Consider the following 18,474-nt stretch of genomic DNA (forward strand, 5'->3'; position numbering starts at 1 on the left):
AGAGGTTAAGCAGCCATTAGAGGTGGCTTTCCTTTGTTAGCTTGATGTGGTCTTTCATGGTTGTAATGCCACAACCAGTTTGTTGCATAATCTTGTACTTCATCCAAAGTATCAAATAAATGCTTGCTCAGCCAACTATAACGTATGGTCCGATTATAGTGTTCAATATACGCATTCTGCTGTGGCTTACCCGGTTGAATATATTCAATACGAATACCGTGCTCAGTAGCCCAGCGCACAAATTCGTGACTGATAAATTCGGGACCATTATCGCATCGGATCACTAACGGTTTTTCTCTCCACTCCAGCAATTGATTCAACGTACGAATAACCCTGATTGTGGGCAATGAGAACCCTGCTTCAATGGCTAGGCCTTCGCGGCGGTAATCATCAATCACATTCAATAATCGAAACTTGCGACCATCGGAAAGCTGATCATGCATAAAATCTAATGACCAAACCTGATTTTCTCGGATTGGTTCTTTCAATGGTTCAGGCGCATGCCGTTTTAGTCTTCTTCTCGGTTTAATACGCAGATTCAGTGCCAACTCACAGTAAATGCGGTAAACCCGCTTGTGATTCCAGCAGCAACTCTCAACATGCCGTAAATACGAGAAGCACAAACCAAAGCCCCAATCGGAATTTTCCTCAGTGAGTTCAATGAGCTGTTCAGCAATGAGTGCATTGTCATCGCTGAGTTTGGCTTGATAGCGGTAGCAGGTTTCACTAATGCCAAATGCTTTACAAGCCAAACGAATACTAATGGCATGCTGGGCAACTGCCTGTTGTGCCATCTTACGCTGGCAAGATGGCTTTACCACTTTTTTGCCATCGCTTCCTGGATGATTTCGGCCTTTAATCGCTCTTCCGCATACATCTTTTTAAGTCTGGTATTTTCGGCTTCTAGCTCTTTCAGTCGAGCCATTAATGATGTATCCATACCACCATATTTGGCACGCCATTTATAAAAGGTAGCATTACTCATGCCGTGTACACGGCAAAGGGTCGCTACAGGTGTGCCAGATTCTGCCTGTTTCAAGATGGACATGATCTGACTATCAGTAAATTTAGATGTTTTCATGCAGAATCTCCTGCTCGTATCTTAAGAGAAAATTCTACTTTTAGATCCTATTATTTTTAGGGGGGATTACCGTATCTTTCACATTCGTCACAGTACCTTGACCTAAGGTTGCCTTGGTCAGTTGTTCTGTTTCTTGCCCGCTGCTATTGATACCAATGGTCGTTGAACCTTTTGGAGCTGTAGAAGCTTCTTTAGTTCCCTTTTGTGGAATACCAATACTGGTCGATACATTAATTTCAAAAATTAAAATCCTTTAACGTCTTTCCTTTTTCATCCAATAATTTATATACAAAATCAGGTTCAATTTTTAAAAATAACTCAATAACATCATGAATTTTCCAACCATGTATTTCTGGATGATCAATGATTGAAATTAAATGTTCTTTTAAAAATGGAATATATTCTTTGAAGTCCTCATCGATTATTAAACCAAATAAAGAATCTATTCCAAAAGGTTGAGTATTAGCAAGCTCTATTATTTTGACAATATATGGAAACAATTTTTTTCTTGTTAAGGTACCTAGACCATGGTCAGATTTATCAGCCCAATAACGAATAAATGCTCTAAGAACATGTTGCAATGTATCATCATAACCATTTAGCCTATGATCAATAAAACCATTTAATTTATTGTTTTCAAATAATGCAGTTAAAGCATTAAAACCATAATCATCTCCCCAAAATGTCAACAATTTAGCAGCTTGGAATACAATATAGTCATCCGAATTTGTTAATAATTCTCTTAACTGTTCTATACGGCTAACTGAAATATCTTCAGCATCTAAGTCCTCTGCTATATCTGTATAATTGACACTATCAGGAATCTCATTTAATAAGTCTATAATCTTCTGTTCCAACTCTATACTCCTTACAAACTATTTCTTTATGTATTCTGATGGAACACAACCTTTGATTAAGCATTCCCCATCTCTAATAGCATGATTCAAATCTTTATTTGCATCTCTTAATTTATCTCGATTTTTTTTACTAGGATTACGATCATATTTCGCCTGAGCTGCATCGACTTTAGATTGTAATTCCTTTCTAACTTCGGTATGTGTCACAATCTGACTACCAGAAATCTTACCTGCATCAATATCTTCCTGCAATCGCTTCGTATCAATCTTAATTTGCTCACCACCATAATTTTTAGAATCAATAGCTATTGCTGGATCACTTGTTGAAATGTATGGTGTATTCTCAGAATTACCACCTCTAATATGAGATTGAACAGATCCTGTTCCTTCAGGGTTTGCAGCAACCAAATCACCTTTGTCATTTATGTAAGCTTTTGGTTTACCTTTATAATTTTCTGTAGCAGAAAAATCATGATCATTACGAGTAACATAATCAGGAACAGTAGGTTTTACTGATATTTCATCACTATTTTTAGCTTTTCCTTTCCCTGAAATTAGTGTCTCAGCAGCTATACCAACAATAAAAGTAGCACCTAGCTTTGCATTTTGCAGTGATTCCGCATAATTAAGACTTCGTTGAAAATCATCATCGCTTAGTCCAAGCTGTTTCAACTCACTAATTTTTTCAGACCGACTCCAATCATCATATAGACCATCTGAAAGTCCGTAGAGTGATTTTACTAAATGATCTGATACCGCATTTGTAGCATAATCAATATATTCTCCACTAAATTGATTAACTATATATCCTGCTGTTGCTTTTACAGGCCCTCCTAACAACACGCTAGCAGCAAGTTGTATTTTTTCAATGTCAACACCACTATCTACAGAAATTTTTTCTATATTTTTACTAATTTCTGCTGCCGCATGTAAAAATTTAAAACCTAGTAAATCCGTTTCTTTTACAGCAAGAGAACTATCTGTATTTTCAGCTAATATACTAATTAAGGAGTTTGAGTTGACTATTGGTTGCTCTTTAGAGAGCTCAGAATTAAGAATCTGTTCAATGCCACTACCATTCTGACTCAAAATATCTAATTGTTCTTGGACAGCAGATAATTTTTGAATTGCATACCAATAATTATCTGTATCTATAATCTTTTCGACCTCTTTAATTTCAAGACCATTTTTCAATAGCTCCCCTGCAACTTGCTGCCCATATTCCTCTAAACCCTCAAAATCTGCTGGTAAACTATAAAGTTTTGCTTGTATATTATTTAAACTTTGTAAAGCCTTCTCTTTATATTCTCCCTCAGGCATTTGCTTCACAATATTTTCAGCACTTTGACGGAAATTTTCAGGTAATTCCTTCTGCTCTTGAATAATCTCCGCCCGTCCACTCTTACTCAGTAAACGCTGATCAACCGTCACAGAACCATCCAGCATGCCCGTCACTTGGTCACGAGTAATTTCTTGCGTATTATTAATGTCCCGATTGGTGCTGTCTGAGGCATTTGCAACAGTCCCTTGACCCATCGTTGCCTTAGTCAATTGTTCTGTTTCTTGTCCACTGCTGTTAAGGCCAATGGTGGTTGAACCGTTTGGATATTTGGATTTTTCTCCATCTTTGTTGTTCGTGGTTTTGCCTATCGTCGTTGATACATTAAAACCACTGCTACTGTTGTAGTTATGATCTTCTATGTCTTTCAGCGCAAGTTCGCCTGAATAGTTCAGCTTACCGTGATCCGTTAATGTGCCGTCTTCATTCTTCGTCGCATTGGCAATCACACCACCAATACTGGTAATATTTTTAACACCCATCGCATCTAGATCAGCATCGTTCTGCGCATTGCCAATCAGCAGCTTACTAGTGTCATTTACCCATGCACTGTCAATGCTGCCCTTACTTTGGTTATAGCCAGCGCTGATATTGCTGGCTTTACCGTTAGAACCAAAACCTAAGCCAATATTTCCGCCTTTGCTGCTATTACTGCTAGTCTCTGTATCCTGCAAGCTTTCTACATGGATCTGATTTACTTGTAGATTACCTCGGTCAGCGATAGAAACCTCACCGCCCTGAATATTCAGTTTGTCTATTGCACCTTCAGTACGATTCAGCACAACTTCACTATTTACGTGGGTGAGGCTTTCGTTTTGTGATTGGCTGGTTTGCTTGCCTATTGAAGCACTGCCGCCACCGCCATAGGTATAGCTCACACTTTGGCTATTGGTTTTACTATTGCTGTCCTGTTTACTATGCTCGACGCCTGCAGTCACATTGAGGTCTTTGCTGCCATCAAAGGTCGTGGTGCCTGTTGCATTCACTCGGCTGCCTTGGATATTGATGTCTTGGCCTTCTGATTTAAGCTGAAGGTTATTTAAATCTAAGTTGCTACCTTGCCATTGGCTTTGTTCTGTATTCGTGGTCGTCGTAGTTTCAATCCTTTCACCATTGGCACCAATAGTAAAGCCATAGGTTGCACTGCTTGCAGCCGCAGATGCGGCTGCTGCCCCTACAGCAATCTGTGCACTTGCCACATTGGCCGTTGCCATTGCGACATTGGCTTTGCTGTCATCTAAGGCTCCTTTGGTAATTCGACCCGCTGCATAGTCACGTTGTGCTTGGCTATAATCATCTTTAGCTTTAGATAAGGCTTTAGTTGCATCTGCAACAGCTTCTACCGCTAAGATTGCATCTAAATAGGCATTGCGAATGCCGACTTCTGTACTGATGGTTTCAGTATGAGTCTTTTCTTCTGTGGTGGTTTTATTTTCATAACCGCCTATGTTAAGATTTCCTCGACCATGATCAATGATCGTATCACCTGTCGCTGTGATATTTTGGCCGAGGATATCTACACCTTCTGCACCTTGAATTGTTAAATTTTCAGTATTGATATTGCCTGACTTATGCGTTGTGGCTGTAGTTTTAACGGTATTCTCTGCGTCTTCAAGTACAAAGCCGCCCACTCGAATGCTGTCTTTATTCAGCTTAACCCCAAGACCTTGTACCGTTTCTTTGCTGTTTGACGTAACAGTTTTGTGTTGTTCTTCTGCTGCATCGAGCGTGACTTTTTTGCCCGCTAAGACCGTGTTCTGTGCATCAATGTTGCTACTGGTCAGTGTCGTTTGACCTGCTGAACCCACATAGACATTATTGGCACCAAGATCGGTCCCTGTTTGTGTTCTTTGCTCAGTCCGTGTGCTCGATGATTCTCCGATCGTGATCTTCGGTGCTTTTAATCCCGGAGCTAAAGCCTCAATACCCGCTAAGCCAACAGCAGTCACTTTCATTAAGTCTTTGGCAATGCCACGATAACCTTTTTGGGTTTCATCCCATTGCTGATCATTGGTTTCTAATGTCGTCAGACTGACATTTTCGGGCAGGGCATTACCATCTTTGGATTTTAAACTGCCATCCGCTTGGCGTTCGAATTGTTTATTGCCAATATAAATATTGTCTTGAGCTTGTATATCATTGGCTTGCAGCTCGATATTTTTACCGGCATTGATATCAACATTTTTGCCAGCTTTGAGCTGTGTTTGTGCAACATCTTCGTCGATATATCCTGATTGACGGTTTTTAAATTGAATTGTATTTTTCTTGGCTGTTTCCGTGCTCTTTATATCAGTATCAATATCTGACAAAAGTTTTACATTGCCTTGGTTTGCCGTAATTTGAATGCTGTCTTTCGCACCAGCTTGCAGGTGCGTGGCTTGAATATCTCCTGTTTGGCTATTGATCAGGATATTGCCACCCGATTGGATGTCGGTTGCAATCGATTGACTGGTCGAAGATTGGATTTTTTTATCTGTTGTAGAGAAGCCACCTTTTTCTTGGGCTGCAAGCTGAGAACTGCGTTCATCTCGTCCATTTTCGATCAAGACATTTTGTCCAGCATCAATCACTACATTGCCCGACGTACTGTTCAAGGTGCTGGCTTTAATCTGAGTATTGGCACCACTTTGCAGGGAAATATTTCCTTTCGCCTGAATCTGCGTCCCTACATCTCGACTCGAAGCATTCAGAATCTGATCCTTGTCACCTGCTGAGCTTAAATCACTGCGACTGACATTCACCGTAGAAAGATTCAGGTCTTGTCCCGCTTGGATCGCAATGCTACCTTGGCTTTGTAGATCTGATGCAGTCAGATTGATATTATTCTTGGCATTGGCAACCAGCTGACCATCCGCATCTTGTACATACAGCCCAGCAACACGGCCAATGTTTTCAGCGCTAAATTCACTTAAACCGTGCTTATTTTCAGTTTTAATCGTCGTGGTGATGTTGTTAATGTCTCGGCCCGCATCAAGGGCAAGGATTTGATTGGCGGTCATTGTCCCACCAATATTATTGATATCGGTGTGTGCTGTCGCAAAGACATCTCGACCTTGTATTAAGCCACCCACGTTATTAATGTTATTGGCTTCAAGACTCACCAATTGGCGTCCAGCAATACTGCCTTGGTTGTTTAAATCCCCACTCAGTTTTAAATTGACCGTCTCGCCTGCAATCAAGGCACCTTTGTTGTTTAAGTCCCCCGACTGTACCGCAACATACACTTTCGGTACCAAGACTTGGATTTTTTCGCCATCAACGGTAATGGTTTCTGTCACCAGCCACACCATATCACTGGTCAATCGAGCAATCTGTGCTTCTGAGAGCTTCACTCCAACACTTAAATTAAGATCTTTGGCAGCACTTACCCCAGAATCCATCAAGGCTTTGAATTGATCCTCGAAGTTCGTATAACCATCTAAATAAACTTGACCCGTCAGTTGTGCAATTTGGTCATTGACCAGTTTTTGCTCGTAATAACCATCCCCTAAACGTTTTTGCATATTTTGTGGGTTGGTCGCGAACATTTGCAGCATGTAATCACTGCCTAACCAATTTTTATAATTGGTAAAGGCATCGCTGCTTTCAATCAAAGGGCGGTTATTATTTTCTTTATTAACGCTGTATAAGGATTGCAGCGGTAAGCTGAGTTCTGAGGTATCACCATTTAATGTGCCTTGGTGAGCACCATCATATTTCACCACATCAAGTTTTATTGGCGTTACGATATCAGCTGGATTATAGGGTTTAACACTGTTCCACTTACTTCGTTTACTTGTACCTAATGTATTCCAACCTACATAGTGATACTGTGATGTCCCCGTTTTAATCACACGATGCTCACCCTCAGCATCAATATTATTCACTTCATTTTGTTCAATATTAATGCCTTTCGTCGCTAGAATTTGGCTCTTGTCATTGGTCAGGCTTTGGCCTTTTAGCGTCAGTGTGCCACCTGAAATAATCTCCGCTGGTGCACTGGAATCCACATAGTGTTGGGTTTCGTACTGGTTGTAGATATATCGGGTATAGTCTTCATATTTTTGACCATCCAGATAAATGCTGTCATAACTGCCACGACCTGTAATATGCGATGAATCAAGAATTTCAGCGCTTCCAGCACCTTGATAAGCGGTCACATCTTTGCGGGTTTCTGGTATTTCTTTGACACTTGAACTGAAATGCAAATTTCGGTTGGTCAAAATATCCACGCCTAAGTACATATCACCCACGGATTGAATACGTGCACTGGCATTGTCTAATAATGCGGCAGAGCCTTCTGCCATATGGTTTGCATTGAGTTGTCCACCAACAGTCAGCGCACCTTCGCTGGCAATTAAGGCTTGTTCTCGGTTTTCAATTTTTCCGCCTGCAATATCTAAGCGTTGACGTGCCGCAATCGTGCCTGCTTTGACATCGCCATTGGTTTGCTGTTCTGCATTGAGAAGATGCGCGGCTTGCAGGGCAATATGGTCACCATAGATTTGACCTGTACCCACGTTTTGGATGCCTTGACTGGCATCAATACGAGTTAAACCTTGGCTATTAATGAGGCCGGTATTGTTGACGTTTTCAGCCTGAATGCGTTGATCGCCTAGACTTAATATCTTGCCATTATTGTTTAAATCTTTTGCTTGAAGATTTAAACTCGCTGGGGTGCTATCGACTTTATTTTCTGCAACTACTGCACCGCTATTTTGCAGCTCGCCATTGGCACTGATTTTAATATGCCCGGCTGAAGCAAACACTTGCCCTGCATTGTTAATCCCAACCCCTTGTTCGGTACTGATTAAACTGATTTTGCCCGCATACATTCCGCCTAAGTGACTGGTATCAATGGCAAACTGTGGCACAGTGCCTGCCAACCCCGAAGCCGCCTGTATCGCACCAGCCTGCGGATTAACTTCAATATCATTTTGTCCAGCAACCACCGTCAATTCTTTAGCCCAAATCCCCGCATTGATCTGTGCAGCACGGCTGAGTAACTGGGTATAGTCGGCTTTACTGGCATCCAAGCCCTGACCTGTGATGTTAATCACCCCGTCACGGACTTGATAACCTGTCACTTGTCCATTTTGAATATTCGGATTGGCGGTACTTAAAGTCACCCCACCTGCATTGATAAAACCGCCACCATCGACATTAATCCCAGCTTGGTTGGCAATGATCACATCTGCTTTACGTCCACCGACCTCTACATAGCCATTTAAGTGACTTGGATTGCTGCCGTTCACCTGATTAACAATGACTTTGGCTTCACCGCCTGCAAGCCACGGATTGGCTTGGATATAACCCCCAAGCTGCGTTTGAGTATTTTGGCGGCTGTTATTTAAAATGACACCGTTCTGATTCACATCAAATTGCTGGTAGTGATTCACCGATACCCCAGCTTTGCTTGGGGTTTGAATATTCACCTGCGTTGTGCCATTGGCACTGTTCAATATCGTTGGACGCTGATTGCCTGCCGCATTCGAGTCTGCAACAACATTGCTGTGCGATACACCAATAGATGCATTGATCAGGGCAGTGCCTGTAATCAGCATCAATGAAAATGAAAGAACTTTTAAAGCTAAACTTTTTTCAGAAGCAACGACTGGTGTTTCAAGATCAACCGCTTTATTATTCTGTGTTGAGGCTTGTCCTGCAGCTGCGACATTTTCTGCAACAGCAATCATTTCACCACGGGTTTGACTAAAAATCGTTTTATAGCAGTTCTTATTCATTTTTCAATTACCAATGTGTCTTTATTTGGGAGATTTTTTCGCTTTAATACTACGAGCTCATTTTTTAGTTTGTACTTTTCTTTAGATCAGAATGAATAACTGGCACTAAAACCATAATTCAAATCATAATTTTGGAAATATTCAGGCTTCTTGATTGGTTTACCGATAAATATATCGTAGTAAAAAGTGCCACCCACCTTAAATTGACCACGTAGCCCCATCGCACCACCCACAAGGGTTTTACCTAAAAGCCATTGGGCAGATTGACCATCAACATGCCCAGCATCCAAGGCCATATAGAATTGATGTGCGGGAAAAATAGACATGGCTAAATCATTGCGCCAGTAGAAGCCACGGTCTGCTGCTAGGGTTAGGTCACCATCAAAACCGCGTACTGTATACCTTCCACCAATGGAAAGCCGGTCTTGGATGGTCAGCGGGGTGTCATTGTATTGCGCTCTAAAGGCACTTGAGTAGCTATATTGCTGGTTCTCAAATTGGAACGGAACATTCAGATTGGCATCTAGCGTCCAGATCTTCATCCGTGATGTACCTTCGTTCAGCGCTTCCTCAACTGCTGGTAATGAATCGAATGCACCTGTGCCTCGCTTATACCCTAGACTCAAATCCAGCACTGCAAATTGAATATATTCACGATGATCAAGGTTTAACTGCCAACCCGCAACATCTCTGCGCTGTATGGTCAGTTCGGCATCATCAATATAGCTTTTAGATTCTCGATGCCAGCCTTTCAAGGTCGCTGAGGTTTTACGCTTGGCATCCCGATAAAGCAATCGGGTCAAGCCTAAGTCTTGAGTCTGACTTTCTCCATTATAGTTATAGACATTATTGGTGCCTGCAACAGCTTGGTCATAATTGTATCGACTCGCATTGGCGCTGATCAGCCAGTTTTTATAAGGGACTGAATAATGAAGGGCATAGTTATGGGTTCCGCTCTTCACAGTGGTTCCATTTTGATCCGTAATCTCTTGCTGATCTGCTAAGTTACGGCCCATGGTGACGTAAAATAAGTCACTTCTAAATAAAGGGTTATCGACTGAAACGGTGATGTTACCTTGGTATTTACCGGTTTGACGACTACCGGCATCATCAGCACTTAAGGTCACGCGAATTGGAATTTTTCGCTGTTTCCATTTGACGATAACATCACTTTGATTGGGCGCATCTGCAGGAATAATTTGAATATCAGCTTCCGCTGTAGGCAGTCTTTTTAAGTTTTCTAAGCCTTGCTCTAAGTCACGTAAATTGAGAATATCGCCACTCTTCATTGGAAAGATATTTTTGGCATATTGAATTCGGCCTGCTCGGGTATTTTCCTCATCACTTAAATCGAGTTTGATTTCTCGAACTAATCCCGGAATGACGGTGAGTTTTAATACGCCTGTACTTAAGTTTTGAGGTGCAGCCAATATTCGTGTCGTAGTAAAGCCTCGGCCAATGATGATGTTCTGCGTTTGCGTCATCAACAGATTAATTCGCTGCTCACCCATGCATAAACCTGGAGTAAAACTTAAATCTTTTAACGCTTGTTGCACATATTGATCAAAATGCTTACTCATTTCGCCATCAAGTTCAACTGTCTTGATTTCAAAACAATTCTGATCTTCAAGGTCGGTAAGTTGTACAGCTTCTTTTTTTTGGATGACATCTAAATTAACATCACGTTCTGGTTGTATAATTTTTTCTAGTTCTGCTTGGCGCTGCTGGTTTCGAATCAAACCATCTATCGCTGGATCAAATGTTTCTGCAAATGCAAAAGGAGTAACAACAAAACCACCCAAAGTAAGCAAAATACTTTTTAATACTATATTTTTTTTGAACATAAATTTATTGCATGTTAAATTTTGCGCAGAAATTAACAAATAATGACCAAATATTCAATGGTATTTTATTTTTCAATTTCTCCCATTAGATTGTACCCCTCAATAGACACTTAACTTTCATTCTGCAGGACACCTTCACTTGCCACATGTGTCGTTGATAGCCAATCTGACCATTGTTCTTGATATAACTGTACCATATGAGCACTTGGCTGTTTTTTCGTAAGCGTCCGCTGAACACACCTTATGAATTCATCCTATAAGCCTTAATTTAGTCCCCACTTAAAAACAAGTGGGGACTTAAATTTATGACGACAAATAATCAGACATCCATCGCATCTCTAGCGAAAAAACGAAGAACATACAGTGCTGAATTTAAACAGCAGATCGTTCAGGCTTGTAAAGCACCTGACGTTTCAATTGCTTCGGTCGCTTTGCAACATGGATTGAATGCAAATCTTGTATCCAAATGGATTCGCTTATTTGATGGTAAACCAAAGAATGATCGCTCACCACCACCGAATAAACCTGCATTTATTGCCTTATCCTGCTCTGCACCATTAGATCCTATTTCTACTAATATGTTAACGGTTCAAATTGCTTTACCTCACTCAAAAGCAGAAATTGGCTTTGTGATACGGGTCTGATTTTTCTTGATAAGCTGTGGCTCAAATTTACCCTCACGATCTCTAGGGGTATCTAGTTCAAACTCACCATCATCAGTCAGTAGACGCTTCGTTGTGTAACCATTGCGAGCATTTTTACCTGTTCGTGGACTATTCTTTTCGTAACCTAAATGGTCGGTGAGTTCCGCATTAAGGGCAGTTTCAACAGTCAATTTCTTTAAAGCCCGACTAAAATTATTGAGATCGAGTTCGGTTTTTAGGTTCTTGGCTAACTCTTTAGCGAGTGCCAACATTGCTTCATCTTTCATGGTAAACACCTTTTGTTTGACCCCAACAACGTTGGGGGAGTTTAAGCGTTTACATAGTTTTATTTACAGTCTCAACAAATCCGAAAACAAGGCATCACCATTGCTCATCTAAGGAGTAGACCCAGATACGATATTAGGCATATTTAGGTTTTTTGTCGTGTACAGAGTCAAAAAAGATAGAATCTGGATTTTTATTACATTTACTATCCGTATACTTCAACAGCAGCTTTGAATGTTTCACTTAACCTTAAACTTTTTTTAAAATTAAATATATTTACATATACGTTCTAAAATTTGATATAATTTATTAAAACTTTAGATTCCAAGTGTAAATAATGAGAAGCGCTAATATTCGACGTGATGGCTACTTAAAATTTCTGAATACATGGCAAGACCGTGATGTCATTAAAGTACTTTCAGGTGTGCGTCGCTCTGGAAAATCCACCTTATTGGCAATGTTTCAACAAATCCTAAAAGCACAGGGTGTACAAGCCGAAAACATCATTGCCATCAACTTCGAATTTATGGAATTTGAAGAACTCACCGATTACCGTAAACTACATGATTATGTATTGTCCAAAGTTGATAAAAGTAAAAAAAACTATGTTTTCTTAGATGAAATACAACATGTTACAAATTTTGAGAAAGTAGTCGACTCTTTATATGTTCGGGATTATATCGATTTATATATTACAGGCTCAAATGCATTCTTTCTAAGTGGAGAACTTGCGACTTTACTTACAGGACGCTATATCGAGCAACATGTTCTACCTCTGTCATTCCAAGAATTTAAACAGTGGCATATTGAAAATAATCCGATCATCCAACAATTATCAAATCGTGATTTGTATGCCATGTATACGCGCAGTAGTTTCCCTTATACGCTTGCCATGACTAGCCAGCAGGAAACTTATGATTACTTGCAAGCAGTCTATGCCAGTGTAATGTTTAAAGATGTTATTCCCCGTTTGAATACTGCCGATATTAACTCTCTCGAGCGTGTCGCAAGATATTTGGCAAGCGTGACAGGCTCACCTATTTCCATCAATAAAATTAAAAATACCTTTGTTTCAAGTGGGGTTAAAATTTCATTTGAAACAGTAAAACGCTATATTCAGGGCTTACAGGACAGTTTGTTATTTTATAGTGCCGCACAATTTAAAGTACGCGGGCGTGAGTTATTACAATCCTCTGAAAAATACTATTTAGTTGATGTCGGATTGCGCCGGATTATGTTGCCTGATGCTAATGCTGATCAAGGTCATATCTTAGAAAATGTGATTTATCTTGAGCTTGTCAGACGAGGTTATACGGTCTATGTAGGGCGGGTTGATGAATATGAAATTGATTTTGTTGCTGTCGATACTTTACAGAATTTAACTTATTATCAGGTGGCATTAGAAACGCTCAATGAGGAGACACTCAGCCGAGAGTTACGTCCATTACAGAAAATTTCTGATTCGTATCCCAAGTATTTGCTTACCTTAGACACGATAGGGACTGAAGCGAATTATAATGGTATTGTAAAAATGAGTGCTCTCGATTGGTTGCTATCTGAAAATAAGTAAAGTTGAGGGTAGACATGGATACACTTATTTATTAATTAAAACTCAAAGACTTTTCAGCATTAACCAAGAGTGTGATCAAGCATAATTTCTGCTCCATTTGTGATGGATTGATTTACCTCGACTCGATTTCTATCTGATTAAGATGTATGGTCCGCTTGCATCATGTGAGGACAGGAAAAGGCGAAACGGCTACTTTTTGCATGTGATTAGATAGTTACGGCTGTTATAATCCGTTACTTAACGGGGGATTAATATGTTTAAAAATTTATTACTGAGTTTATTTGTGGCTGTTCCACGGCTTTGTTGCATAAAGATTTTGTAAGCTTCTGATTTAAATAGGTTTGTATGAATTTCAACCTAAAAATTAATGAACAAAATCAGTTGGTTATGTATTTATGCAACAAAGCCTATGTTAGAATATTTTTTTATCGATAGTCCAACATTAAAATTTCGTCTATCTGCGGGCTCAAAGAAACGATTATTACTATCATTGACAATCACGGAACCCACATAGTTTCGATCTAATAAATTATCTAGTCGTGCATAAGTATTTACTTTCCAGTCTTTATTGACCCACAAATAGCCAACATTTGCCGCAACGACCGTATAACTTGGTGCAGTATCAGAGTTGATATCATCGACATAAATCTTGTCCATATAACGTGCTTCTAAGCCTGCCTGAAATCCCTGCTCAGGTTGCCATGCCAAGCCTACAAAAGCTTGATTCTTGGCAATACCTGGAATATATGTTCCTTTTTGTATCAGCGGTTTGGTTGTGGTCGCTGGAATATCAGCATCAAAAGTCGCATCTAAATAACTATAACTGGTTCGAATATTGAGTGCTTGCCAGAGCTGTTTTTGCCACGATAACTCTAAGCCTTCACGTAAGGTTTTTTCTGCATTACGAAATGTGCTTCGCCCGCCATTGGCATCGTCAGGCACAATGTCATTTTTAGTTTCAGTATGAAATACAGCAAAAGTAAATAACCCTAAGGTATTCTGCGATTTTAAGCCAAGTTCTACGGTATCACTGGTCGCAGGTTTTAAATTAAAGTTAATGCCTGAAGTCCCTACTGTAAGATAGGCCATCTCGGTAAAGGTTGGTGTTTCGAAGCCTTTGCCATAGCTAGCATAAGTATAAAGCTCAGGTAATATATCCCAGCCTAAAGCGACAGTTGGAAGTAACTTTTGATAATCTGTTGAACCACTGTCATCACCATTGCCTGTGGTTTAGTCATGGTGCTGAAGCTATTTCTGATGTCTTAATTCTATTACCTGCAACACAGTACATTTAAGTTGATGATGCTACTAGCAATGTTTTAACTATTGGAAAATATTACAGTAATTTAAATTATTTGGGGGAATTTTCAATAAACATAAATTTCGACACGTCACATTGTGTCGTTAGTAAGTAGGATGATTCAATCACTTCAAACTTAGCATTGGTATAACCCTGCCCTATGAGACAGCTTCATAATAAGGCTGCTTATATCTAGAATACTGTGGCAGTTTAAAGTTTTATTTTAATTTTACCTCAAACCACATTTGATAAATAATGAAGAAAACCTAGATATAACCCCCACAAACTACTGATATTTTTAATTTGCTAAAATTTTACATTGATCATATTTCATTCATGTAATTGTCATTTTTGCTTCTTATGATGAAGCTTTTTAAACATGATGCTTCAAAAAAATGAAAAAAAAACCACTAACCTTAGCTTTATTAGCTTCGACAATTTTATTAACCGCATGTACTGATGATGGGGACAATGGTCAAAATGGATTGAATAGTTTGATTCAACAGACGCCTTTAGTACTTGGAAATGATGATTGCTGGAGTGCTGGAACACGTATTGAAAGTGGTTTGGATAAAAATCAAAATGGTGAGTTGGATGCGAATGAAATCCAGCAAAGCTCCATCCAGTGTGGTCCAAACTTATTTGCCCAAGGGGTTGCATTGCCTTACCAAAACTTAACAAGCTTTAAGGCGAATGGAACAACTATTGCGAGTGCATTTACACTTCGACAGGGTGGCTTTGGCTCTGATGTTGCTGCCCATCCTACGAACAATAAACAATTTTACGCAATCACAGATCGTGGCCCAAATGCTGACTATAATGATGGCGTGAATGGTGCTGGTAAGATTTTTCCAATGCCAGACTATATACCTAAAATTGGGTTGTTTGAGGTACAAGATGATGGCTCAATCAAACTCATCAAAACGATTTTATTAAAAGATCGTGATGGAAATAATATTAGTGGATTACCGAATACTGCTGCACTAGGTGGTACAGGCGAAACACCTTACGATATTCATGGCAAGGTCATCGCTAAAGATCCATCAAAGCCTTATGACCCAATAACGAACCCTATCAAACTTGATGATTACGGTCTCGATTCTGAAGGTTTGGCAGCATTGAATGATGGTACATTCTGGGTGAGTGATGAATATGGTCCTCACATTGTGCACTATGATGCCAATGGAAAAGAAATTGGTCGTATTAATCCTTTTGTAAATGATGTGCGCAATACCTTCACTTTACCGCAAGAATTTAGTTATCGTCGTGCCAACCGTGGTATGGAAGGTTTAACTATTACACCTGACCAAAAAACATTGGTTGGGATTATGCAATCGACAATGGACTTACCGACTAAAGCTGTTAATAAATCAACCTTAACACGTATTGTGACGATCAATCTTGAAACAGGAAAAGTTGCTCAGTATCTCTATCGTCAAGAAATTGATGCTAACTCAAACTCAGCTATTATTGCGATTAATGATCATGAGTTTTTAGTACTGGAACGTGATGGCAAATTCCTTAAAGACGATCCGAATATCATGAAACATGTTTATCGTATTGATCTGAAGGATGCTACCAATTTGGAGGATATCGCAACTCAGGGCGATCTAGTGCAAGATCCTAAACTTGGTTTAACGATTGCAGGTAAAACCCTCGAGCAATATTTCATCAATAACGATAAAAAATGGGAAGCATTACAAGCACTAAATATTCAGCCAGTAAGTAAAACATTGGTATTGGATATGGGTAAACGTGTAAGTTATGCGCATGACAAAATGGAAGGTCTATGGTTGATTAACCGACAAACTCTTGGCATTGTGAATGATGATGACATGGGTCTTTGGACAACCAATGGTTTAGAGCAAAAGTATTTGGATAATGTGGGCATGCGTGTCGATACACCTACCTTATATATTGCCGATAAGTTAAATCTTTTCAACCCATAACAATGAATGAAGCCCAAAAGCTAAAACTTTTGGGCTTTTTAAATTCAACTTTTGTCTAGAGAGAAAAATGAGAATAACTCAATCGGCTTTGATAACTTTCTTGGCAATTACAGTGCTACCATCGCTGAGCTATGCATCTCCCAAAGCCACATCTCGCGAATACAAAGTACTATTAGATCCCATAAATTTTAATTATGGAAATGAAGCAAGCAGCATAAATAGCTATTTTTCAGCGGTGAAAAATGCGATTGAAAATAAAATCAGTCGTGACGTAACTGGTGCTATGATCTTTGATACACAAAGAGAAATCCGCTTTTACGATACTCAAGGAAGCTGTACTTTAAAAAATATGGGATACAGCTTCAGAGAGCGTAATGAAAATGGTACAAAAGAAGTAACTTTAAAGTATCGTGGATATGACCATTATATTGCTGACTTCAAAGATTTGACTAGCAATGTATCAGGCGCAAAAACTAAGCTAGAAGATGACATTACTCGTAAAGATAACTTGAGTTTCCTTGTAGTTGCAAGCAAGTCAACAACCGTACCAACCTCGCGAACCATTAACGATTTTGAGGATATCAATATTCTATTTACTGGCTTCAAAAATGACTATAATTTTAATAATAGTCTAGCCCTGAATCAAGTTGGTGGTCTAACTATCTATGAACGAAAATATAGTGGTGCAACGATTGATTTAGGTGAATTCGATGCAGATTTAGAGTTAAGTTTATGGTATACCCTATTGCCTTACGGTAGTCTAAAACCTGTTTTAGCAGAAATTTCGTTTAAATATTCAGATCCCAATGCGAATTTCACAAGAAAAGTAGTTGATCGTGCTGCTTTAAGCTTCAGTGCTTTAAAAGGTTTAACCCAATATAATGCACCAACTTCGACAGCAACAAAGACTCAGTTTGTGTACCAATATCAATCAAATTTCTGCAATTAGCCTTCATACACATCTAGAAAATTTAACCTGATAGAAACAATAAAAAATGGGTAACTGTCAGATCAGGTTTGAGATACAAGTTATCCTTCTCTGCCCCAATTTCAAGCCCAATATTTAAAGCTTGGGCTGTTCTAAACACATTAATCACACAGCCTAAACCGAGTGAATAAATCGGCTGTCTTAATAGAACAACAACAGCACCTAGAATATGCTCAACTTCAGCCACAGTTTCAGGCTCGTATAGGTATTTTCCGTTCGCTTCTACGTGATTGTCAGTTTAGGACGCAAACTGGGGCTCATCCCGCCTGCACGTCCAACGCACAGCTTGGGGTATGAAGAATCACTCTATTGGTTCAGAGTATTGGCCTTCTTCGATGGCAAACGCAGCCGCATGTCGAAAAGGCCCATCAGGCGAAAATAGCAAGCCCCCCATTTGATCACTTACCGTGGCAGTTGGGACAATGGGGCAACACTTGATATGCCGAGCTTAAGAGGGTGAATAAGAGGGATGTGAACCGCCCCAAGGAATGGGGCAATTGGGGATGCGGTAACAACTCCTAACCGCATCAAGAATACCAAACTTGCAAAAGTCCCAAATTGGGACTAATATCTATTTATGAGAATTATCGCACTATCAACCTTAAAAACATTTTGGGAAGACAGCTCAGAATACATTGACGCTAAAGAGCCAACGTTAGCTTGGTATAGGCATGCATTAAACGCTGATTGGGGAGCACCGGCGGATGTGAAACAGGACTTTAGAAATGCCAGCATCCTCAAAGATGGGCGTGTCGTGTTTAACATTGCCGGTAATAAATACCGGTTAGTTGCTTGGATCAATTATGCGTACAAAGTGGTTTACATACGGTTTATCGGCAGCCATGCGCAATACGATAAAATTGATGTACAAACGATTTGAAGCCAAAAGGTAGT

At 39.8% G+C, this 18,474-nt stretch carries 10 protein-coding genes and 3 pseudogenes; 6 read left to right on the plus strand and 7 right to left on the minus strand.

What is annotated here, in order from left to right:
• Positions 1-5: 5 nt before the first annotated feature.
• The 4 genes from FTV18_RS10205 to FTV18_RS10220 form a co-directional block, all read right to left on the minus strand.
• A protein-coding gene (locus FTV18_RS10205; RefSeq protein ID WP_180033305.1) for an IS3 family transposase occupies positions 6-1,081 on the minus strand; the annotation gives its coding sequence in 2 pieces (ribosomal slippage) (positions 6-829 and positions 829-1,081; 1,077 coding nt in all).
• 236 nt (positions 1,082-1,317) lie between these two features.
• Positions 1,318-1,938: a hypothetical protein gene (locus FTV18_RS10210; RefSeq protein WP_154320123.1), complete on the minus strand. Its 621-nt coding sequence runs from the start codon at positions 1,936-1,938 to the stop codon at positions 1,318-1,320.
• Between the two features lie 18 nt (positions 1,939-1,956).
• Positions 1,957-9,000, minus strand: coding sequence for a hemagglutinin repeat-containing protein (locus FTV18_RS10215; RefSeq protein WP_179989050.1), 7,044 nt, complete (start codon positions 8,998-9,000; stop codon positions 1,957-1,959).
• 86 nt (positions 9,001-9,086) lie between these two features.
• Positions 9,087-10,844 carry a ShlB/FhaC/HecB family hemolysin secretion/activation protein gene (locus FTV18_RS10220; protein WP_154320126.1) on the minus strand — a complete coding sequence of 586 codons (1,758 nt, stop codon included), beginning with the start codon at positions 10,842-10,844 and terminating at the stop codon, positions 9,087-9,089.
• Positions 10,845-11,149: 305 nt separating this feature from the next.
• On the opposite strand from FTV18_RS10220, the gene FTV18_RS10225 reads away from it, so the two are divergent.
• Entirely contained in the window at positions 11,150-11,488 is a 339-nt protein-coding gene (locus FTV18_RS10225; RefSeq protein ID WP_154320127.1) for a transposase, read from the plus strand.
• Here FTV18_RS10225 and FTV18_RS10230 read toward each other — a convergent pair.
• Positions 11,473-11,775: pseudogene (locus tag FTV18_RS10230) on the minus strand (transposase); the annotation flags it as partial. The gene FTV18_RS10225 and the pseudogene FTV18_RS10230 sit on opposite strands and share 16 nt — an antisense overlap.
• Positions 11,776-12,110: 335 nt before the next feature.
• On the opposite strand from FTV18_RS10230, the gene FTV18_RS10235 reads away from it, so the two are divergent.
• Together FTV18_RS10235 and FTV18_RS15805 are read left to right on the plus strand one after the other, a co-directional pair.
• Positions 12,111-13,343 (plus strand): ATP-binding protein, encoded by a 1,233-nt coding sequence (locus tag FTV18_RS10235; protein ID WP_094069408.1) that lies wholly within the window; start codon positions 12,111-12,113, stop codon positions 13,341-13,343.
• A 38-nt stretch (positions 13,344-13,381) separates the two neighbouring features.
• Positions 13,382-13,468: pseudogene (locus FTV18_RS15805) on the plus strand (HNH endonuclease); the annotation flags it as partial.
• A gap of 268 nt (positions 13,469-13,736) precedes the next feature.
• On the opposite strand, the pseudogene FTV18_RS10240 reads toward FTV18_RS15805, so the two are convergent.
• Positions 13,737-14,564 (minus strand): annotated as a pseudogene (locus FTV18_RS10240) (TonB-dependent receptor domain-containing protein); the annotation flags it as partial.
• A 474-nt stretch (positions 14,565-15,038) separates the two neighbouring features.
• Between FTV18_RS10240 and FTV18_RS10245 the strand changes: the two are divergent.
• Both FTV18_RS10245 and FTV18_RS10250 read left to right on the plus strand, forming a co-directional pair.
• Positions 15,039-16,592, plus strand: a complete 1,554-nt coding sequence (locus FTV18_RS10245) for an esterase-like activity of phytase family protein (protein WP_167846514.1) — start codon at positions 15,039-15,041, stop codon at positions 16,590-16,592.
• Positions 16,593-16,659: 67 nt separating this feature from the next.
• Positions 16,660-17,541, plus strand: coding sequence for a hypothetical protein (locus FTV18_RS10250; protein WP_179989051.1), 882 nt, complete (start codon positions 16,660-16,662; stop codon positions 17,539-17,541).
• 22 nt (positions 17,542-17,563) lie between these two features.
• On the opposite strand, the gene FTV18_RS10255 is transcribed toward FTV18_RS10250, so the two are convergent.
• The gene (locus FTV18_RS10255) at positions 17,564-17,767 is read right to left on the minus strand and encodes a hypothetical protein (protein ID WP_094069354.1); all 204 of its coding nucleotides are present in this window, start codon (positions 17,765-17,767) and stop codon (positions 17,564-17,566) included.
• Positions 17,768-18,157: 390 nt separating this feature from the next.
• On the opposite strand from FTV18_RS10255, the gene FTV18_RS10260 reads away from it, so the two are divergent.
• The gene (locus tag FTV18_RS10260) at positions 18,158-18,460 is read left to right on the plus strand and encodes a type II toxin-antitoxin system HigB family toxin (RefSeq protein ID WP_154320130.1); all 303 of its coding nucleotides are present in this window, start codon (positions 18,158-18,160) and stop codon (positions 18,458-18,460) included.
• Positions 18,461-18,474 lie beyond the last annotated feature (14 nt).

The organism is Acinetobacter sp. YH12241 (assembly GCF_013417535.1).
Taxonomy (GTDB): Bacteria; Pseudomonadota; Gammaproteobacteria; order Pseudomonadales; family Moraxellaceae; genus Acinetobacter.